This window comes from Paractinoplanes hotanensis, assembly GCF_023717965.1.
Lineage (GTDB): Bacteria > Actinomycetota > Actinomycetes > Mycobacteriales > Micromonosporaceae > Actinoplanes > Actinoplanes polyasparticus.
On sequence record NZ_JAMQOL010000053.1, the window covers coordinates 115,076 to 134,910 of the forward strand.

Consider the following 19,835-nt stretch of genomic DNA (forward strand, 5'->3'; position numbering starts at 1 on the left):
GTTAACCCAGGAAGTCGACGATGGACGCGCGCAGACCGGGCGCGTCGAGGCCGTGTGCCCGCGCGTGGTCGCGCCACGAGCCGTAACGCCGGATCTCGGAGCGGCCCACGCCCAGGTGCAGCACGCGGTGCGGCAGCCCTTCGAGGGCCGCGCTGACAGCGGCGGCCGAGGTCCCGGCCAGGTACGGCTCAACCAGGACGACCTCGCTGCCGGCGAGCACCCGCAGGCCCTCGGCGTCGAGCGGACGCGGCCGGTTCGTGTACGCGACCGTCACGTCCAACCCGGTTGTGGCCTCCAGCACCGGGTCGAGCATGGGCCCGACCGCCACGACCAGCGGGCTCCGCCTATCTGCGGGGCGCACCACATGCAGCCGGTCCGCGTGGGGGTGGGCCCGGTCGTTCTCTTGCAGGCCCAGGCGTACGTAGACCCGGTCGTCGTGACGGGCCGCCTCGCGCAGCATGGCCGGCACCTCGTCGTGGTGCCCCGGCACGTGCACGGTCCAGCCCTCCAGCGTGTCGAGCAGCGCGACGTCGCCCGGGGACTGGTGTGTGTAGCCCTCCTCGGAGGCGTCGTAGGAGCCGCCGATCGTGACCACGACCGCGCCCGCGTCCTGGTGCCCCAGGTCGAGCTTGAGCTGCTCGTAGGCCCGGTCGACGGCGAACGGCGCGTACGAGTGCAGGTAGGGCCGCATTCCGGTCAGGGCCAGCCCGCCCGCGACGCTCGCCATCAGCTGCTCGCGGATGCCCACGTTGAGCACCCGCTCGGGATGCCGGCGCCGGGCCGGCACGAACGATTCGGCCGAGATGTCGGCCAGCACCAGAGCCGTCCGCGGGTCCTCGTCCAGCAGTTCGGTCGTGGTGGCGATGAAACTCTCCCGCATCATCTCGCTCAGCTCCCCTTGCGTTCGACGGTGGCGACGATCAGGTTGGGGCGGTCGTGCCGCGGCTTCAGCACGCGTTCCAGCCGGTCGCGATCGCGTCCACTCACGACGGACGTGTCCCAGCCGGGGAACCGGGCGGCAATCCCGCCCGGCCATCCGTGCGTGGACGACTGGTTGTCGATGACGATCGCGGTGATCGGCAGGTGCGTCGCGGCGGCATAGGCGATGCCCTCGTGGTTCGACCCCTCGTCGAGCTCGGCGTCGCCGAGAAGCACGAAGGTCCGCGTACGTGTGAAGCCCTGAGCCCGCAGGCCGAGCGCGACACCGACCCCCAGCCCGAGGCCGTGCCCGAGCGAGCCGGTGCCGACCTCGACACCCGGGATGCGTACCCGGTCCGGGTGATGGCCGAGCGGGCTGTCCCAGCTGCCCAGGTCGTCGAGCCACGACTCGGGGAAAAAGCCCTTCGCGGCGAGTACGGCGTAGTAGGCGGCCGGGCCGTGCCCCTTGGAGAGCAGGAAGCGGTCGCGGTCGGGCGCGTCGACGGTGTCCGGGCTGATCCGCAGGACGCGGTCGTAGAGCACCCAGAGCACATCCAGAGTCGAATGGGCGCTGGGCGCGTGTTTCTCGTCCCCGGTGATCCGTTGCAGCAGGGGGCCGAGCTGGTCGGGTAGCACTGCTGTCGCTGTCATGGAGATAGGCTGCAAGTTGAAGCGCACTTCAACTCAAGGGATGCGATGGAGACGCTCACCATAGGTGACTTCGCCGCCCGCAGCGGTGTGGCGCCGTCAGCCCTGCGCTACTACGAGCGCGAGGGCCTGATCCACTCCACCCGGACGACGGGCAACCAGCGCCGGTACGAGCGGACCGAGCTGCGACGGGTCGCCTTCATCCGGATAGCCCAGCAGGTCGGTGTCTCGCTCGACGAGATCCGCGCGGCCCTGGCCGAGCTGCCCGAGAACCGCACGCCGACCCGCGCCGACTGGGCGCGGCTCTCCGACCGGTGGCGGCACCGCCTGGAAGAGAAGATCGCGCTGATGCAACGCCTGCGCGACGACCTGTCGGGCTGCATCGGCTGCGGCTGCCTCTCGTTGCACCGCTGCAAACTGATCAATCCCGGCGACGCCCTGGCCGGCGAGGGCCCGGGCGCCCGGATCCTGCTCAACCCGCCGGGCTGAGGGCAGTTCTACGCGGCCGCGGCAGCGAGCCCGTCGGGGATGACGTAGTCCGGGAACGGCTCCTCGGCCGGCTCGGCGCCGACCATGGCGCCGGTGGCCTGGCTGAGGAGCAGCATCTTGGTCCCGTCCGCGCACGTGATGGCGATCCCGTAGGGCAGCGTGCCGGGCCGGTCCGGTGGCCCGGCTGTCACGGGCGTGACGAGCTGCCACGAAGCGAACGCCGGCGGACGCGCGATGTCGAGCAGCTGCGCGACGAAGGTGACGAAGCGCGGAGCACGAAGCGTCGGCGGCGGCATCTCGGCCGGAACGGGAACCTCGACCACGCCGGGCAGAATTCGCCCGTTCAGGAACGCCGTCGAGGTGGAGGTGAAGGTCGCCTTCAACCCGGAGATCAACGTCGTCCTCGATCGTGCGGCATCGGGGCCCCAAGGCTCCGTTGCCGTGCCGTAGCGCTCGACCTTGACGATTTCGGGGTGCTCAGCGGCCACGAGCAACCGCTCGATCACGTCGAGAACCTGGGCGAGCTGCATCTCCGCTCCGATCGTTCGACCTGTTCAGAGTCGCGGGAGAGTCTAGCCGGGGCGGGCCGCGCGCCTGGACGTCACGGCAGGGCCCGCCACGACGACTCAGCGGTGACGCCGTGCCACTCGTGCCGGATGAGGCCCCTTTGCAGTGGGTCTTGTCCAGCCCGCCAGGCGTGGAAGCCCTCCGCGCGTTCGAATCCGACCACGGTCCATTCGCGGAACCAGCACACGTCGAAGCCCGGGCGGTCCTTCTCGATGCGGAGGCATTCGTCCAGGGCGCCGTCCGGCCACCGAAGACGCTCAGCCAGGAGCCGGCGGTTGCGCAACGGCATATCGCTGTCCCACATCACCACAGGTCCGCCTCCGCTTCGCTCGGCCGCCGAGGCGCGGTCACGCTCACCACCGGCCGCCTTGGCTGCTGCGGTGAGCCTGGCCGGGCGTGAACCGCAGCGATGGCCGGCTCGTACGCAGCGCAGGCACGGCCGCGGTCCGCTCGGTGTACCAGCCGGGCGCGTCCGGCTCGGTGAAGAACTGCTGCCGGTCGAGCGTCCGCCTGACAACGCAGGGCAGCTCGTTGCCGCAGTCACATCGCTTCCGCCACGGCCGCCAGCGCGACCGGCAAGGATTGTGCTTGTGGGGCCCGTGCCGTCCCATGCTGATCTCCTCCTGCGTCCGCCGTCGAGGGGTGGAAGGCGACGAAGAGTGTTACGGGGGGATCCGAAGCCCCGCCGCCTTACTTCTGATCGTGCTGGAGCGATCACTCGATGTGGAGATGATGGGTGTCCGCTAACCGTGTCTGCCTGTCCGCAAACTGGCGGACAGACCACAGCGGGCTACGCGCTGATGGCCGGCGTATGCACCGCCGCGATCTCGCTCAGGTCGTGGGCCTCGGCGATCCTGGTCTGCTGCACGCCATTGACGACCTCGCGTGCCCTCCACCAGTTCGAGGGCACGATCCGACCGGAGGCGATCGCCGTGCCCGCCTCGGCGGCTGCTTCGTCTGGCCGACCGCCCGCCAGCAGCGCCAGGGCGAGGTCGAGGCGTGCGGAGGCCACCCGCCGTGGCCGGGCGCCGTCCTCGAGGAGCTCCGCGATCACGTCCCGGGCCACTTGCTCTGCAGCAGGGTCGCCGGCCCAGGACAGAGTGGTGGCCGCGTAGGCGTTGGCCTTTTCCGGGTCGTAGCGGTAGTGGTGCTCCGGGTATTCAGGCCGTGGCCGTGCGGCGGCAAGCCGATCAACATGATCGAGCACCCGGCGAGTCTCCTGCTGGTCGCCGAGGCGCGCCCATGCCCGGCCCTCCTGGGCGGTGGCCTGCACGATCGCGGAGCCGTCAGCCGGCGCCACGGCCTGAGCGCGCTGGGACAGTTCCAGCGCCTGGCGGTAGTCGCCAGAGGTGAGCACATCCCATGCGCGGGTCTCCCAGCACCAAGCCGCGATCTCAGCGTGGCCCGTCTGCTCGGCCAGCTCGGCGGCGGTGGCCAAGTTGGCGCTGGCCGCTGCGGTCTGCCGAAGGTCGATATGGAGAGTCGCACGCAGCAATGAGAACCAACCGCCGATGACGAGCAACCGCTGGTGCTGGGCGAGGGTTTTTCGAGCGTCGATCAGCGTGCCGACGTAGTCGAGGTGGCGACGGACGCTCGGGAGCAGCTGCTCGGGTGGCGTGGTGGCGTAGGCCATCGCCATCGTGTCGGACGCTTGCTCCAGTCGATCAAGGGTCTCCGCGCTGACGTCCGAGGCGGTGACGCGGCGGGCGAGTTCCAGGGCTTCAATCTCGGCCTCGCCGCCGTCATCCACCACGGCATGGAGAGTTGCAGCCAGTTGACCGCGAGCGTCAAGGGCGCGGTCCAGGTTCTCAGCGACCGCGGCGTTGGGTGGCTTGCGGCCCTTCTCCAGGTCCTCGATATAGCTCTTGCCCCGGTTGGCGCGCTCGGCAAGGGCGCGGTAGGAGAGACCGCGGTCGACGCGGAGACGCCGAAGCTCGCTGGCGAATCGGCCCATGGGTTCGGTCATCGGCTGTCCCTGGTAGCGGTCAGGGCGGGCGGCTGGCCGCTACAACTGGCCGCCCCAGTGCTCCAAGGTTATCTCCGTGCGCTGGACGCCCATCGATCAAGCTCAGCCCGCGTAGAGGTCTGCGTTGTCCACAGCTTCCAGGAAGGGTGGACCTGGGTCGACACAGCCGCTGACTTGGGCTGACAGTGCGGAGGGCGTGGGATTCGAACCCACGAAGAGTTTCCCCTTACCGGTTTTCAAGACCGGCGCCATCGGCCACTAGGCGAGCCCTCCCGATGTTCCTGTCCCAGTGTGCCAGACGGGGTCGCGGGGGCGGCGAGGAGTCGTACGGAAACTTTGTTCAATACTCTTTACATGGTGCTGAGCTGGTGAAACACGCGTGCTGGAACATTTACAGGCGTTGACACGGTATCGATGTCCATGGTTATGGTTCAGAGCCTTAACCCATCCCGGCCAAGGCCCCCACCTCAGGCAAGGGAGTCCCCGTCATGTCCATCGGAAGGAAGATCGGGTTAGTCGCTTCCGCGGCCACGGTCGTGTCGGCGACCGTCCTGATCGCACCGGCGGCGTTCGCCGCCAACGAGACGGTGAACGTCTATCTGACGACCACCAGTGACAGCGGCGGCCGCACTGTCAGCCGCGGCCTCCAGCAGCAGAGCCCGGTCGCGTTCGCCAGCAGCAGCGGGTCGGCCAGCCAGACCATCACGGTCAACGAGAACACCTCGTACCAGCAGTTCGAGGGCGCCGGCGCCTCGATCACCGACACCGCCGCGTTCAACATCCGCGGCAGCGGCGCGCTGTCCGCGGCGACCCAGAACGACGTGATGACGAAGCTGTTCAGCCCCGGCGCCGGCATCGGGGTCAGCGCGATCCGCAACGTTATCGGGTCGTCCGACCTGGCGCAGAACAATTTCTCGTACGACAACACGTGCTGCGACGTCAACGACTTCTCGCTGGCGCGGGACGCCGACGTCATGGCGCTCACGAAGCAGGCGGTCGGCCTCAACCCGGCCGGCTTCGTGATGGCCTCGCCGTGGACCGCGCCGCCGTGGATGAAGGACAACAACGCGTACGGCCAGGGCTATCTGCAGGCCCAGTACTACAAGGCGTACGCGCAGTACTTCGTCAAATACATCCAGGGCTACCAGTCGCAGGGCGTTCCGATCCGGTACGTCACCTCGCAGAACGAGCCGGGCTGCTGCCCCGGCTACCCGTCGATGCAGTGGCCGGTCTCGGGCCTGCAGTCATTCGCCAAGAACGACCTCATGCCGGCGTTGCAGTCGGCCGGGTTGAACACGAAGCTCCTCATCGGAGACTGGAACTTCGACACGTACGACCAGTGGGTGGCCCCGCTCGTGTCGGACACCGCGATCCGCAACCACCCGAACTTCGGTGGCATCGCGTGGCACGACTACGGCGGCAGCCCGTCGACCGCGACCACCGTGCGCAACCAGTACCCGAACGTCAACATGTACATGACCGAGCACTCCGGTGGGACCTGGGTGAGCAATCAGCACGCCGAGGACATGGGTGACCTCATCGAGTACTTCCGCAACTGGGGCCGGGCCTGGACGAAGTGGTCGCTGGCCGTCGACCAGAACATGGGTCCGCACAACGGCGGCTGCGGCACCTGCACCGGGCTGGTCACCGTGCAGCGCGGCGGCAGCCGGAGCGGTCAGGTGGACTACACCATCGAGTACTACACGATGGGGCACCTGACCAAGTTCGTCCGGCCGGGCGCCGTACGGATCGACTCGAGCGCGAACGGCACGGTGCCGAACGTGGCGTTCCGCAACGGCGACGGGTCCAAGGCGCTGATCGCCTACAACACCACCACGGGCAACCAGAGCGTCAAGGTGAACTGGGGCGGGCAGTCGTTCGTCTACAACCTGCCCGGCCGGACGTCGGCCACCTTCACCTGGAGCGGCGGGCAGTCGGGTGGTCCCACGCAACGGACCGGCACGATCACCGGCCTCGGCGGCAAGTGCCTGGACGTGACCGGCGGTTCGACCGCGAACGGCAATCAGCCGCAGCTGTGGGACTGCACCTCGGGCAACACCAATCAGCAGTGGACGGTCGGCTCGGACGGCACGATCCGCGGGCTGGGAAAGTGCCTGGACGTGGCGAACAACTCGACGGCCGACGGCGCGGTGATCCATCAGTGGGACTGCATCGACTCGGTGGCCAGTCAGAAGTGGACAGTCACGGCGGGCCGGGACATCGTGAACACCGCTTCCGGCAAGTGTCTCGACGTCACGGGCAACAGCACCGCGAACGGCGCCAAGCTTCAGCTCTGGAGCTGCACCGGCGCCGCGAACCAGAAGTGGACCGCACCCTGATCCGACCTCGGGCAAGCTGGACCCATGTACGCGATCACGATCGAGGACAAGCAGCTGGTCCGGCGCGAGGTGGAAGATCCTGAGGCCGGCGACGGTGAGGTCGTCATCGACGTCACCGCCGCCGGCGTCAACCGGGCCGATGTGGCTCAGCGCCAGGGCCACTACCCTCCACCGCCCGGCGCCCCGCCCTATCCGGGTCTCGAATGCGCCGGGGTGATCAGCGCCGTCGGACCCGGGGTGACCGACCGGCACGTCGGTGAGCGGGTCGCCGCGCTGTTGTCCGGCGGGGGCTACGCCGAGCGGGTCGCCGTGCCGGCCGGCCAGTTGTTGCCCGTGCCGGCCGGTCTCTCGCTGACCGAGGCGGCGGCGCTGCCCGAGGTCAGCTGCACGGTCTGGTCGAACGTGGTCGACCGTGACCGCCTGCGAAAGGGCGAGACGCTGCTGGTGCACGGCGGCGGCAGCGGCATCGGCACGTTCGCGATCCAGCTCGGCCGGGCGCTGGGCGCGTCGGTCCTCACCACCGCCCGGGCGGCCAAGCACGACTTCCTGCGCGGCCTCGGGGCCGACCTGGTGATTGACTACACGACCGGCGACTTCGTGAGCGCCACCCGCGACTTCAACGGGCGGGGCGCCGATGTGATCCTCGACATCGTGGGCGCGAAGTATCTGAGCCGCAACCTCGAGGCGCTGGCGCCCGGCGGCCGGCTCACCGTGATCGGCATGCAGGGCGGGCGCAAGGCGGAACTCGACCTGGGCGTCCTCATGGCCAAGCGGGCCTCCGTCTCGTCGACCAGCCTGCGGGCGCGCCCGGCGGCCGACAAGGCGCGCATCGTCGCGGGGGTGACCCGGACGGTGTGGCCATTGATCGAGGCGGGCGCGATCCGGCCGATCATCGACACCACGATGCCGCTGGCCGACGCGGCCGAGGCACACCGACTGATGGAATCGAGCGGCCACATCGGCAAAATTCTGCTGACTCCGTGAGCCGAACTCACACTTTTGAGTGATTAATCCGCGGCGTAACGGCTATTTGTCCGATTTTTGCGGCGTGGTGTAACGGTTTGGGTGACCGGACTGCCCAGCATGGTGGAACTCCGGCCGAGTGATCGGCCGAGCGACACCGGGAGGTCTCGTGACCAATACGCCGCTGCGCCCCGCGCGGACAGCGCCATCCGCGCCGGTCCCGCGTGCTCCCCGGCGCGGAAAAGCGCTGTGGGTCGCGGGTGGGGTGTTTGCTCTGCTGCTCGCCGGGGTAGGGACATATCTCGCGTACGGGACAAGCGACGAAGCACTCGCGCCGGTGACGCCCACCGCCACGGCCGGCCAGATCGCCGCGGCGACGCTGGACGCTGCCCCGGCCCGGCCCGTCGTCACCGCCTTCGAGGGCACGCTTTCCGTGTCGGTCAGCACGACCGAATGCGGCCTGGCGACGGTCGGCCCGGCCGACCTGCCGCTGGCTGCCGAGGGTGAGTTCTGCCTGGTCACCATGGCCGTGCGGAACACTGGGAAGGAGCCTCGCCTGCTCGACCCGGGCGCCCAGCGCGCGGTCGACGAGCACGGCCGCTCCCATAGGGTGGCCGAACAGGCCGCAGTATTCGTCAACGATCAGGATCCGTCGCTCCTCGACGAGATCCCGCCGGGCGCGACCCGGTACGGCGTGGTCCCGTTCGACGTGCCGAAGGGGGTCCGGCTCGCAGCCTTCGAGCTGCACAAGTCGCCGCACAGCACGGGTGTCCGGGTGCCGTTGCCCTGATCACAGGCATATCTCAGATATCCACGGCCACCGATCGAGTGCGTAAATCGCATTCTTTTCGTCGATGGGCGAGGGTGATTGTGGGATTTCGGCCCCGAAGCATTCCGGTTGTGTGTTGGCATGGTCGTCGGAATTAACGAGTAGTCCGGGTTCCCAATGCTGCCCTTCGCGGGGTGGCGCCGGCGCGGCGCACGCTAATGCCACGCCGCAGGGATTCGCGCGAGTGCCCCGGACCGATGTCGGAGGCAACACTGCACTGTCCGTCCCCGAGCCGGGCATTTACGGCCGGCGCGATTGCGCTGGCCGTCATCTCACCGGCTCTAGACCCTGTTGAGCACGCCGCCGAGGCTGTGCCGCCCGCCCATCCGGTCGGTCCCGAGAACTTCCGTCTGGAGGAGCGCACCACCACCGCCGAGCGCGCCTCGCGCGCCGCCCCCCGGCGTTTCTCGCTCGCCCGCCATGCCTCGCCCGAGGCCCGGCCCCGTAACAACCCGTTCGCCGCACCGGACGGCGGCCAGGCTCTGCGCACCGCCGTGGAACTGGCCGTCGTGGACGAGCGGGAGGCCCTGCGCACCGCCGAGACGCAGGCCGCGGTCGACGTACGCGAACATCTGCGCGGCGACCCGGCCGAGGTCGACGATGTGATCCCCGGTGAGGTCGTCGCCGATACGGACGCCCTGTTCGACGCGGCCGAGGAGACGGCCCGTGAGCTGGCGGCCCGACGGGCCCAGCAGGTGCGCAAGGCGAAGCTGCAGGTGCGCAAGGCGAAGCTGCGTGCCCTGCGGGAGGCGCAGCAGGCCGCGGCGGTCGTATCCGAGAGTCCGCAGGCCTACAACCGCACCTACGACCGGGTCACGCAGCGCCACCTGCGCTCGGTCACCACCCGGCAAGCGCCCGCCAAGCAGCGGGGACAGCGTGTCATGCGGCTCGGCAGCGGGATGACCGCGGTCATCGCGTTCGCCCGATCCCAGGTCGGCAAGCGCTACGTGAGTGGCGGCCTGGGGCCGAACGGCTTCGACTGCTCAGGCTTCACCAAGCGGGCGTACGCGCTGGCCGGCATAAGGCTGCCGCACTCGTCCGGAGCACAGGCGGCCCGTTCGCGGTCCGTCTCGCGGGCCCAGGCCCGCGCCGGCGACCTGGTCGTCGGTCCCGGGCACGTGGGGATCTACATGGGCCGCGGCATGATGATCGATGCCGGCAACCACCGTACGGGCGTCGTCTACCGCAAGGTTTACGCCGGCCTGCGGGTGGCCCGCATTGGCGGATAGCCGAACGAACTGACCCTGCCGCTCACCGCGGCAGGGTCAGTCGTACGGTCGTGCCCTCCCCGGGCTCGCTCTGCAGATGGACGCTGCCGTGGTGCGCTTCGACGATCGACTTGACGATGGCCAGGCCCAGGCCGGGGCCCTGAGCCGCCATCACCTCGGCCGCAGTGCACCGGTAGAACCGGTCGAACACGTGCGGCAGCTCCTCGGCGGCGATGCCCACCCCGGTGTCCGTGATGAGCAGCTCCGGCTCGCCCTCGGCGGTCGAGTCGACCGTGATCTCGCCGTCCGGCTGGGTGAATTTGATCGCGTTGACCAGCAGGTGGTTGAGCACCTGGGCCAGCCGTTTGGCGTCGCCGCGGGCCGGCACCGGACGTCCGGTGCGGTCACGCAGCTTGACCCCGCGGTGGTCGGCCAGGGCACGGCAGGCGGCGACCGCCTGGTGTGCGAGGTCGGCCAGATCCACCTCGGCCAGGTCGAGCTCGATCCGGTCGTCGGTCATCTTCGCCACCAGCAGCAGCTCGTCGATGAGCCGCAGCAGCCGGTCGGAGTTGCGCGACATCACCGACAGGAACCGGCGCGACGTCTCGGCGTCGAAGTCGTCCTCGAGCAGCATCTCCAGGTAGCCGCGGATCGTCGACAACGGCGTCCGCAGCTCGTGGCTGACCGTGGCCAGGAACGAGTCCTTCATCCGGTCGACCTGGCGCATCTGGTCGGCGATCTCGCCGGCGCGCCGGGCATAGCGGCGCAACTCCAGCTGCACCGACGCGTGCCGAGCCAGGCTGCGCAGGGCTCGCCGCTGGGGAGAGGTGAGCACCCGGGGCTCCCGGTCGACTACGCAGACCGTGCCGACCGAGTACGTGCCGTCGAGCACCACCGGCGCTCCGGCGTAGAACCGGATGCCGAGCCCGCCCACGCCCGGGTTGTCGGCGAACCGGCCGTCCTCCTGGGCGTCCGGCACCTCGAGCAGTTCGTGCGAGGTGATCGTGTGCGCGCAGAACGAGAGGTCGCGGGGCAGCGCGTCGAGTTCGGTGCCGACCTTGGCCTTGAGCCACTGCCGGTCGCGGTCGACGAGGCTGACCAGACCCACCGGCGTGCCGCAGATCTGCGACGCGAGCAGGGCGATGTCGTCGAAATCCTCTTCCGGCCGGGTGTCGAGCACGTGGGCGTCGTACAAGGCCGCCAGCCGACCCGGCTCATCGGGAGGCAAAGGCGCCCTCATCGTCCGATCGTCTCACTCCGGGCATCCGATATGGCGGGATTCGTCCGATGCCGGAGACACAACTGCCCCCTACAGCAGTCGGCACCCGCCTCGATGGCGGGTGCCGACTTGCTATCTCGACCAGACGCGGGGATCTCTGCCGCACACACCCGGTCGGATGTCAGACAGAAGCATCACCCGGTACCCAGGTTTACGTACGCACCAGCTGTGCGTCCGCCCGATCGGGTGACAGCGGGGTCACGCGAGCGAAAGGCGGGCGATACGTGAACGGACTACTCTGCGTGTCTGGAAGGTCCGCATCCCGCCGGAGGACACCACGATGAGTCTCGAACGCGCCGTTGCCCCGGATCCGTACGACATTCTGCCCCCGGTCCCGTCCTTCACCGTGACCAGCGCCGACGTGTCCGACGGCCGGCCGCTCGACGAGTTGTTCGCCCACACCAGCGTGGGTGGCAAGAATCTTTCGCCGCAGCTCGCCTGGTCCGGCTTTCCCGCCGAGACGCGTGGTTTCGTCGTGACCTGCTTCGACCCCGACGCCCCCACGGGCAGCGGCTTCTGGCACTGGGTGCTGGTCAACCTGCCGGCATCCACGACCGAGCTGCCGCGGGGTGTCGATCCCCTGCCCGAGGACGCTTTCTGCGTGCGCAACGACTACGGCGAGAACAACTACGGCGGTTCCGCCCCACCGCCCGGCGACGGCCCCCACCGCTATGTCTTCGCGGTGCACGCGATCGACGTCGACACGCTCGATGTGCCGCCCGAGGCCTCGCCGGCCTACGTCGGCTTCAACCTGGCCTTCCACACGTTGGCCCGGGCCACCATCCGCCCGACGTTCCAGGTCAAGGCCTGATTCCGGTACGAATCGGGTACGCGAAAAGGCCGCCGGGTCGACCGGCGGCCTTTCGTTGGTGCTTGCGTGTCAGCTGGGCGTGCGCGCCACGACGAAGACCGACTGACCGAACGGCGGCTTCATGACGCTCTCGGCGGCCTTGGTCACCGGCAGCACGAGCGAGTCGTACACCTTGACCATCGGGCCCTCCTTGGGCGCCAGCTTGAAGATGCTGGTCGCGCCGTAGTAGCCGATGAGACCGAGCGCGTTCGCGTAGTGCATCTTCTCGATCTCGAGGCCGGCCTCGGTCATGGCCGCACGCATCGTCTTCTTCGTGTAGCGGCGGATGTGCCCGGTCGCGATGTCGACCTGGCTCATCGCGAACATGAACGCCGGCACGATGATGATGACCCGGCCACCCGGGCGCACGAGGTCGGCCATGCTGCGCAGCGCGCCGACATGGTCATCGATGTGCTCGAGCACGTTGTACGACACCGCAGCGCTGTACTCGCCGTTCGCGTCGGGCGACGGCAGCAGCATCTGGCGCACGTCGATGTTCGGGTGGTCGGCCATGCGCTCCTTGAGCAGCACGAGCCGATCCGGGTCGGCTTCGGTCGCCGTGAACCGCGGAAGGTGCTCCGCCCACTCGATCGCGTAGTCGCCGAGTCCGCTGCCGACCTCGATCGGGTTGTCCCCGAGGTAGGGGAGAGCGAGCTCGACGAACCACCGGCGGTGGTTGACGGCCGTGGCGAGGCCTTCGAGCACTTCGGACTGGATCCGCTGGTCTCCAGTGATGTCTGCCATATGTAAGGTTCCCTCGTCTTGCCGATCCGAGCTGACAGCGGGACCGGACGAGTTAACCATCCGGCGCGCGTATCCGAAAGTTGAGGCCGGGGCGGGCGCTCATTATTTGCCTGATTGAGACATGCGAAGCTGGGTACTCCCGCTGGTTCGCCACCGAATACGACGTTCATATCGGCTCGATCACGCATGGGCAGCTCGTCACAGCAACGTTACCAACCTCGGTTAGGCTCGCCCTCGCTATGACGATTACGGGTATTGACTCGACAGGCCAGCCGGCTGGCGGGAACGTGCTGCCGCCCCGTCAAGTGACCGAGGCCGAGGAGCTTGAAGCCGAGCTGATCGCGCTCGGGACGGACGCTCCGACGACCACTCCGACGTCGGTCGAGCCCGATGTCGAGGCCGCGCCTGACCAGGTCGGAAGGCCTGCCAAGCGCTGGTGGCGGCGACGGCCGGACTGGCGCGACGTGCTGGCGGCAGCGACGTTCGTCGTTGTCGCGTTCTATCTCACAGCGCCGTTGTGGCTCAATCTCGATCACCAGTTGCGCGACGATCCGCAGGATCAGGCTTTCTTTGAGTGGATGCTGGCGCATGGTGCTCGTGTGCTCACCGATGGCGCATATCCGTTCTTCTCCGATCGCATGAATTACCCCGATGGGGTGAACATGATGGCCAACACCTCGGTGTTGGCCATATCGCTGCCGATGACGCCGGTGACTCTGCTGTTCGGCCCACATGTGTCGTTCAACTTATTTCTCACTCTGGCGTTGGCACTCACCGGTATCTCGTGGTATTTCGTGCTCTCCCGCGTGTTCGTTTCTTCGCGGCTCGCGGCGTGGGTCGGCGCTCTCTTCTGCACCTTCGCGCCGAGCATGGTGTCGCACGCCGGCGGCCACCCGAACATCGTCTCGCAGTTCCTGGTCCCGCTGATCATCTGGCGGACGCTGCGTCTGCGGCAGCCCGGCCGGGGCGTCCGCAACGGCCTCATCATGGCCGCGCTGCTGATCTGGCAGGCGTTCATCAACCTCGAGGTCCTCTTCATGACCGCGGTCGGACTGGGCGTGTTCTGCCTGGTCATGGCCATCTCGCGGCGGAAGACGCACCGCGGTGAGACCCGCCGGTTCCTGCGGGGACTGTCCGTCGCCGGCACCGTCACGCTGGCCGTGCTGGCGTACCCGTTGTCGGTGCAGTTCTTCGGCCCGCAGAGCTACCACGGCCTGCCGGAGTTCGTCCGCAACTTCGGCGCCGACCTGGGTTCGTTCACGGCCTATTCGAGCCACTCGGTCGCCGGTAATGCGGTGGTCGCCGAGCGGCTGGCCCAGAATCCGGCCGAGGAAAACGCGTTCTTCGGCTGGGGGCTGGTGATTCTCTTCGTCGGTCTGCTGGTCTGGATGCGCCGTTCGGCGGCGGTTCTCGCGCTGGGCGGGATCGCGGTTCTCTTCGCGGCGATGTCGCTCGGACCGCGCATTTTCCTTAACGGCATCAACACCGGCATCCCCGGCATCTGGGCTGTTCTGCACAGCGTTCCGGTGCTCAACTCGGCGGTTCCCACCCGGTGGGCCATGGCCATCGCGCCGGTCGTCGGCATCCTGCTGGCGCTCGGGGTGCAGCGCGCCATCGATCTCACCCGCGCCCAGCCGGCCGCCCGCGGCCCGGTCCGCGTCGCGATGATCACGGCCGTCGCCATGGCGCTCGTGCCCCTCGTCCCGGTGCAGCTCGCGACGACCCCGATGGCCCCGGTCCCCGAGTTCGTGACGTCGGGCGCGTGGAAGCAGTTCGTCGACGACGACCACACGGTGGTCGCGCTGCCGCTGCCCGACTCCAGCTACCCCGACCCGCTGCGGTGGACGGCGATGACCGGCCAGGACATGCGCATCGCCGGCGCGTACGCGCTGCTGCCCAACCAGAACCCGCTCAACCCGACCGACCGCACCGCGCTGTTCTCACCCCCGTGGCGCCCGACCAGCGGCTTGATGGCCTCGATCCGCCAAGGCAACCCGATCCCCGAGATCAACGACACCCGGCGCGAGATGACCCTGGCCGACCTGCGCTACTGGAAGGCGGGCGCGGTGGTGCTGACCCCCCAGGTCCGCGACATCGAGATGCTGCGCGCGATGACCGGCCTGCTGGGCTTCCAGCCCACCTGGACGGGCGGCGCCTGGGTCTGGGACGTCCGCCACCTGGTCGACGACCCCAACGCCGTCCTCACCGGCCCCGACATCGGCTGACCGTTTCGCACGGCGTCATGCCACCCGGCGTGGCATGACGCCCCGGTCGCCCGACTAGGCTGCCCGGAATGGCGAGCCGGATCGGCGACGTGGTGATCGATTGCGCGGACCCGGAGCTGATGGCCGCGTTCTGGAGCGCGGCCCTCGGCTATCGGATCTTCGCCCGGGACGAGACCGGGGTAGCCATCCGGGGCGCTGCGACCAGCCCCGACATTCTCTTCATCAGGGTGCCCGAGCCCAAGCCGGTCAAGAACCGCCTGCACTTCGACATCTGCCCCACCGACCGCCCCCAGCTGGCGGAACTGGACCGCCTGCTCGGTCTGGGCGCCCGGCGGTCGGCCATCACCGCGAGCGGCTCCTGGATCGTCCTGGAAGACCCCGAGGGCAACGAGTTCTGCCTGATGTCCAAGCAGATCCCGGCCGAGCCGCAGCCCTTCCACGAGGCTGCTGAGGGTTAGAGAGCCTCGATCGGGCCGTGGGCGCCGGTTCCGTCCGCCAGCTCCTGCATCAGTTGAACGACGCGGGCCCAGTGGCGCTGGACGATGCGGTCGGCCTCGACCATCAGGTCGTCGCGGGACCGGGTGGCGTCGGACATGGCCTTCTCAAGGGCGGCCCGATGGTTCTCGGTCAGCCATTCGAGGTTGTGGTCGCTGGCGTGGCCGAGCGCCTCCAGAAACCGTACCGAAGCCGACAGCGAGCCCAACTCGGTCAGGGCGGCGAAGTCGGGTCCGGCCGAACCGTTGGTCTCGTAGTGGACCGAACCCATGAAGATGCCGTGCGGGGCGGGCTGGATCTCGTGGACCCGCGCGCCCAGGTGCACGCTGACGACGCTGCGTCCGGCCAGGCCGGACAGCAGGATCCCGGTGGAGATCTCGTCGACCTTGGTCGGCCGCAGAATCTCGGCCGGGTAGGCGATGACGAGCGGGACGGCGCCGCCTACAAATCGGAACGGTTTCACGCAGGCACTGTAGAACGGCCGCCGCAGCGCTTCGACCTCGATGGGGGTTGTCCTGTGAACGGCAACGCCGATGAAGCACGGATGAAACAGCGTCACGGTTTGATGCAGCAGCCCTGGCAGACCTTGGGCTGGGGAAGGGTGAAGGCCAGGCAGCAGGTTCTGCGCTGCACGTCGAGCTTGCCGTTGGCGCCCGGAACCAGGTCGATCAGGTCTTCGACGCCGAGGGCGCGGTGCAGCTGGGCGATCGTCTCGGCGGACGGGCCGGGGAGGACGTCGGCCGAGCGCAGGACGCCGTAGGCCACGCCCGAGGAGAGCGAGCCCAGCAGGGTGCGCTTGCCCAGGCGGACCCGGTCGTGGATGGCGTCGAGCAGCGGGTTCAGGTGTTCGTCGAGCAGGGAGCGGCGCAGTTCGGCCAGCAGCGCGGCCTCGTCGGCGACCACCCGCACCCGGGGGTGCCCGGCCAGGGCGATCGGGTCGCCGGGCAGCACCGCGACCGGGATGTCGGCGCGCAGGCCCAGGGTGACCAGGGGGCGCGGGTCGGCGAAGTGCACGAGCACGTCGTCGGCGGTGAGCAGCGGGACGCGACGCGCCGAGGCCCAGCCGAGCACCGCGGGCAGCGTCAGCCAGTAGGTGTAGGCCTTCCAGGCCAGGGCGGCCGCGGCGTGGGGCTGGGCGTTCCAGCGGCGGCGGGCCGAGCCCAGCAGGGTGTCCAGGTTGTCGCCGGTGAGGGTCCGCGCGGGGAGCCAGCCGGTGGTGTCGTGGACGAGCAGGTCGGGGGCGACGCCGGGTAGTTCGGTGCTGGTGCCGAACATCGCGCGCAGCGTCGCCGTGACCGGGCCCAGCGGCTGCGGGGTGGTGACGGTGCGTGCGGCGCGTTCGAGGGCGGTGGTCACAGGGTGTGTCCGCCCCGCGGCGCCATCGTAACCAGGGTCACCGCATTCACCTCGCCGAATAGATGGGAGCACGGTGGCCGGTACGCCTCCGTGACGACGACCCACCGTACACCTCTTAGGCTAGCCTAACCAAGCAGAACTTTCGGACGAATACCCTACGCACGGGTTACCTAACGGCGGGCGCGCACGTTGCCTGGTTCGTCAAGGTATCTGTCGTGTACTCGCTACTAGCACCATCCGGACACGAGCGGCGGCGACACTGAAATTCTCGTCGCGAAGGGGACATCGATGATGACCACCTCGCCCGTCGAGCGGGCCGCTGACCAATTTGTGACGGCGTTGGCGCACTGGCGGGTCGAACGCGGCATGAGCAAGAAGCAGCTCGCCGCTCGAATGGGGTTCGACCCCTCCTACGTCAGCCACGTCGAGGGGCGGCGCCACAAGCCCACCGAGGACTTCGCCCGCCGGGCGGAAGCGGTGCTCGGCGCGGGCGGGGTGATCTGGCAGCGGTTCCAGGAGTACGACGAACTGCGTCATGCGCGCGGCACGGCCCTGCACCGCGATCCCCCCGTACCGGTGCAGTGGTTGCCCCCGGGAACCGGGCTGATCGTCGAGCGTGAGGTGGCCGAGCTGCGCTACGCCGACGGCACCTACCGCTGTCGCGTGCGTCGTGCGCTCTACAACGCCGGCTCCGAGCCCGTGACGCGTTACCTGGTGAAGATCGCGGTCGACCGTTACCCGAACGACCCCACCGGCTCCAACCGCCACCACCGGGAACACCCGCTGAGCTTCGAGGAGATGGCGTTCAACGCCTGCGCCGGCGAGGGCGACGCGGTCGAACCGATGGACTGGCGGATAAAGCTCGACCGCGACGCCTCCAAGGAGGTGTGGTTGCTCTTCGCCAACGAGGGCGGCCAGTTCGCGCTCTACCCGGGCGAAAGAACCATCATCCAGTACGAATACACGGTCGGCGTCGAGAAGTGGGGCCAGTGGTTCCAGCGGGCTGTGCGGTTGCCCACCCGCCGTCTCACCGTGCGCCTCGACTTCCCCGCCTCGTTCGACCCCCAGGTCTGGGGGGTCGAGACCTCCCTGGCGGCTGAGGTTCCGGTGCGTACGCCGATGGAGCGGCACGACGACGGCGACCGCGCGGTCTTCGAGTGGTCGACCGACACGCCCCAGCTGAACGCGCGCTACCGGCTCGAATGGCGGTTCCGCGGCGTCGGTGCGCCGCCCTTCCCGTCGCTGGCGCCGGCGAGCAACGGTAACGGGCAGCCCCGCGCGTCGGGCCAGATGCGGGGGATAGGCATCGTGCAGCGGGGCTCCGAGATGCTGCGGCAGCGCGCCCGGCACTATCAGCTGCCGCGCGAAGAGGTCGAGGCCCGCGAGGTGGTGGCGGCGCTGCGCGAGGCGCTGGCCCGGCTCGAGCAGGTGCACGATTTCACCAAGGGCGTCGGGCTGTCGGCGCCGCAGATCGGCCACTCGGTCGCCGTCGCCGTGGTGCGCTCGGCCGATCCCGGCGCCGAACCCCAGGTGCTGATCAACCCGCGGGTGGTCGGCGAGTCGGCCGACCGGGACGAACAGTACGAGGGCTGTTTGTCGTTCTTCGACTACCGCGGCCTGGTGCGGCGGCCCCTGCGCCTCGAGGTCGAGCACGCGATGCCCGACGGCACGCGGGTCGTCACGACGTTCGAACGCGCGCTGGCACGGCTGGTCGCCCACGAGATCGACCACCTGGAGGGCCGGCTCTACGTCGACCGGATGAACGCCGAGTCCAGCCTGGTGCCGGACTACCACCAGAGCGGACGTCCCTGGGTCTACTGAGACCTGGGTCAGAGGTCGCTGAAGCTGTCGTACTTCACGCGGATCGACGGCACCTGCAGTTCGGTGAGCGTCTTCAGGGTGGCCTTGACCATCGGGCCCGATCCCGAGACGAAGAAGTCGTGCTCGCTCCACGGGCCGTAGCGGGCCACGACGTCCGAGATGTCGCCCTGCTCACCGGGGTAGGTGGGGTCGTCGCTGCACGCCGTCACGACCGACAGCCACGGGTAGCGCGCGGCCAGGCGGTTCAGCTCGGGCAGGTCGTACAGGTCCTCACGGTTTCTGGCACCGACGAAGACGTGCACCCAGCGTGTGCGGTTGTAGCGGGTCAGCTCCTCGAGCAGCGACTTGATCGGCGCCAGCCCGGTGCCGCCGGCGACGAAGACGGTGTCGCGGGTCGAACGGCGGTCCAGGTTCATCGTCCCCATCGGCGCGGCCAGCCGGATCATGTCGCCGACCTCGAGACGACGTACGAGGGCACTGGAAACCCAGCCTGCGCCGACGGCCCGTACGTGGAATTCCAGGGTGTTGTCCCGGCGTGGCGCATTGGCTATCGAGTACGGGCGCCACAGCCGCGGTTGTATTCGGGGGCACTCGATGCTGACGTACTGGCCGGCGCGGAAGTCCAGGGGCTGCATGGGCTGCACGGTGAACACCGAGATATCGGTGGCCCGCCGCTCGTGGGCCACCACCTCGGCGTACCAGTAAGGGGGGTTGCTGTTGTCGGATTCGGCGCCCTGGAGCATGACCGAGGCGATCTTCGCGTACGCGTCGGCCCAGGCCTGGTCGTACTCGACGCACCACTGCTCGCCGGCGTGCACCCGCATCGCCTCGATCAGCGCGCCGCCGACGACCTCGTAGTGTTCTGGTTCCACGTGGAACTTGCGGTGGTCCCGGCCCAGCCCCCGCAGGTACGCGGTGAACTTGTCAGCGTCGTCGATCGACTGGACCGCGGTGACGATCGCGTTCAGCAGCCGGGAACGCTGCACATCCATGTGCACCGGGAAGAGATCCCGCAGGTCCGGATAGGACAGAAAGATGCGTGCGTAGAAGTAGCCGGCGACCTTGTCCTGATGCTCCTCGACGAGGCTCCAGCTCTCCTTGAGCAAGCGTCCGAGGTCTCCCATGCATTCAGGGTGGT

Annotated in this window: 19 protein-coding genes and 1 tRNA gene; 9 read left to right on the forward strand and 11 right to left on the reverse strand. The window is 68.9% G+C overall.

Going from position 1 to position 19,835, the window contains the following annotated elements:
- Position 1: 1 nt before the first annotated feature.
- On the reverse strand, positions 2-880 hold the full coding sequence (locus tag LXN57_RS36225) for a transketolase family protein (protein WP_251802765.1): 879 nt from the start codon (positions 878-880) through the stop codon (positions 2-4).
- A gap of 8 nt (positions 881-888) precedes the next feature.
- Entirely contained in the window at positions 889-1,569 is a 681-nt protein-coding gene (locus tag LXN57_RS36230; RefSeq protein WP_251802728.1) for a thiamine pyrophosphate-binding protein, read from the reverse strand.
- A 45-nt stretch (positions 1,570-1,614) separates the two neighbouring features.
- Between LXN57_RS36230 and soxR the strand changes: the two genes are divergently transcribed.
- Positions 1,615-2,055 carry a redox-sensitive transcriptional activator SoxR gene (gene soxR / locus LXN57_RS36235; RefSeq protein WP_251802729.1) on the forward strand — a complete coding sequence of 147 codons (441 nt, stop codon included), beginning with the start codon at positions 1,615-1,617 and terminating at the stop codon, positions 2,053-2,055.
- 8 nt (positions 2,056-2,063) lie between these two features.
- On the opposite strand, the gene LXN57_RS36240 is transcribed toward soxR, so the two are convergent.
- The 4 genes from LXN57_RS36240 to LXN57_RS36255 form a co-directional block, all read right to left on the reverse strand.
- Positions 2,064-2,585 (reverse strand): hypothetical protein, encoded by a 522-nt coding sequence (locus LXN57_RS36240; RefSeq protein ID WP_251802730.1) that lies wholly within the window; start codon positions 2,583-2,585, stop codon positions 2,064-2,066.
- Positions 2,586-2,656: 71 nt separating this feature from the next.
- Positions 2,657-2,926, reverse strand: a complete 270-nt coding sequence (locus tag LXN57_RS36245; protein WP_251802731.1) for a hypothetical protein — start codon at positions 2,924-2,926, stop codon at positions 2,657-2,659.
- 486 nt (positions 2,927-3,412) lie between these two features.
- A complete protein-coding gene (locus LXN57_RS36250; RefSeq protein ID WP_251802732.1) occupies positions 3,413-4,588 on the reverse strand; it encodes a helix-turn-helix domain-containing protein in 1,176 nt (391 codons plus the stop codon).
- Positions 4,589-4,776: 188 nt separating this feature from the next.
- Positions 4,777-4,861: transfer RNA gene (locus LXN57_RS36255), tRNA-Ser, on the reverse strand.
- Positions 4,862-5,076: 215 nt separating this feature from the next.
- Between LXN57_RS36255 and LXN57_RS36260 the strand changes: the two genes are divergently transcribed.
- The 4 genes from LXN57_RS36260 (at position 5,077) to LXN57_RS36275 (ending at position 9,948) form a co-directional block, all read left to right on the forward strand.
- Complete coding sequence (locus LXN57_RS36260; RefSeq protein ID WP_251802733.1) at positions 5,077-6,927, forward strand: ricin-type beta-trefoil lectin domain protein; 1,851 nt, start codon at positions 5,077-5,079, stop codon at positions 6,925-6,927.
- Positions 6,928-6,951: 24 nt separating this feature from the next.
- On the forward strand, positions 6,952-7,911 hold the full coding sequence (locus tag LXN57_RS36265; RefSeq protein ID WP_251802734.1) for an NAD(P)H-quinone oxidoreductase: 960 nt from the start codon (positions 6,952-6,954) through the stop codon (positions 7,909-7,911).
- A gap of 316 nt (positions 7,912-8,227) precedes the next feature.
- A complete protein-coding gene (locus LXN57_RS36270; protein ID WP_251802735.1) occupies positions 8,228-8,680 on the forward strand; it encodes a DUF4352 domain-containing protein in 453 nt (150 codons plus the stop codon).
- A 350-nt stretch (positions 8,681-9,030) separates the two neighbouring features.
- Positions 9,031-9,948, forward strand: a complete 918-nt coding sequence (locus LXN57_RS36275; RefSeq protein WP_251802736.1) for a C40 family peptidase — start codon at positions 9,031-9,033, stop codon at positions 9,946-9,948.
- Between the two features lie 22 nt (positions 9,949-9,970).
- On the opposite strand, the gene LXN57_RS36280 is transcribed toward LXN57_RS36275, so the two are convergent.
- Positions 9,971-11,167: a GAF domain-containing sensor histidine kinase gene (locus tag LXN57_RS36280; protein WP_251802737.1), complete on the reverse strand. Its 1,197-nt coding sequence runs from the start codon at positions 11,165-11,167 to the stop codon at positions 9,971-9,973.
- Between the two features lie 319 nt (positions 11,168-11,486).
- Here LXN57_RS36280 and LXN57_RS36285 point away from each other — a divergent pair, with 319 nt between their 5' ends.
- On the forward strand, positions 11,487-12,017 hold the full coding sequence (locus tag LXN57_RS36285) for a YbhB/YbcL family Raf kinase inhibitor-like protein (protein WP_251802738.1): 531 nt from the start codon (positions 11,487-11,489) through the stop codon (positions 12,015-12,017).
- A 69-nt stretch (positions 12,018-12,086) separates the two neighbouring features.
- Here LXN57_RS36285 and LXN57_RS36290 read toward each other — a convergent pair whose 3' ends face one another.
- Positions 12,087-12,800, reverse strand: a complete 714-nt coding sequence (locus LXN57_RS36290) for a class I SAM-dependent methyltransferase (RefSeq protein ID WP_251802739.1) — start codon at positions 12,798-12,800, stop codon at positions 12,087-12,089.
- 239 nt (positions 12,801-13,039) lie between these two features.
- On the opposite strand from LXN57_RS36290, the gene LXN57_RS36295 reads away from it, so the two are divergent.
- Both LXN57_RS36295 and LXN57_RS36300 read left to right on the forward strand, forming a co-directional pair.
- Positions 13,040-15,025, forward strand: coding sequence for a DUF6311 domain-containing protein (locus LXN57_RS36295; protein ID WP_438872959.1), 1,986 nt, complete (start codon positions 13,040-13,042; stop codon positions 15,023-15,025).
- A 68-nt stretch (positions 15,026-15,093) separates the two neighbouring features.
- Positions 15,094-15,483, forward strand: a complete 390-nt coding sequence (locus LXN57_RS36300; RefSeq protein ID WP_251802741.1) for a VOC family protein — start codon at positions 15,094-15,096, stop codon at positions 15,481-15,483.
- On the opposite strand, the gene LXN57_RS36305 is transcribed toward LXN57_RS36300, so the two are convergent.
- Together LXN57_RS36305 and LXN57_RS36310 are read right to left on the reverse strand one after the other, a co-directional pair.
- Positions 15,480-15,983 carry a hypothetical protein gene (locus tag LXN57_RS36305; protein WP_221380493.1) on the reverse strand — a complete coding sequence of 168 codons (504 nt, stop codon included), beginning with the start codon at positions 15,981-15,983 and terminating at the stop codon, positions 15,480-15,482. The genes LXN57_RS36300 and LXN57_RS36305 overlap by 4 nt on opposite strands.
- A gap of 92 nt (positions 15,984-16,075) precedes the next feature.
- On the reverse strand, positions 16,076-16,795 hold the full coding sequence (locus LXN57_RS36310) for an IucA/IucC family C-terminal-domain containing protein (RefSeq protein ID WP_251802766.1): 720 nt from the start codon (positions 16,793-16,795) through the stop codon (positions 16,076-16,078).
- Between the two features lie 372 nt (positions 16,796-17,167).
- Between LXN57_RS36310 and LXN57_RS36315 the strand changes: the two genes are divergently transcribed.
- On the forward strand, positions 17,168-18,697 hold the full coding sequence (locus tag LXN57_RS36315; RefSeq protein ID WP_251802767.1) for a peptide deformylase: 1,530 nt from the start codon (positions 17,168-17,170) through the stop codon (positions 18,695-18,697).
- 8 nt (positions 18,698-18,705) lie between these two features.
- On the opposite strand, the gene LXN57_RS36320 is transcribed toward LXN57_RS36315, so the two are convergent.
- Positions 18,706-19,821 (reverse strand): globin domain-containing protein, encoded by a 1,116-nt coding sequence (locus LXN57_RS36320; RefSeq protein ID WP_251802742.1) that lies wholly within the window; start codon positions 19,819-19,821, stop codon positions 18,706-18,708.
- Between the last annotated feature and the right edge of the window lie 14 nt (positions 19,822-19,835).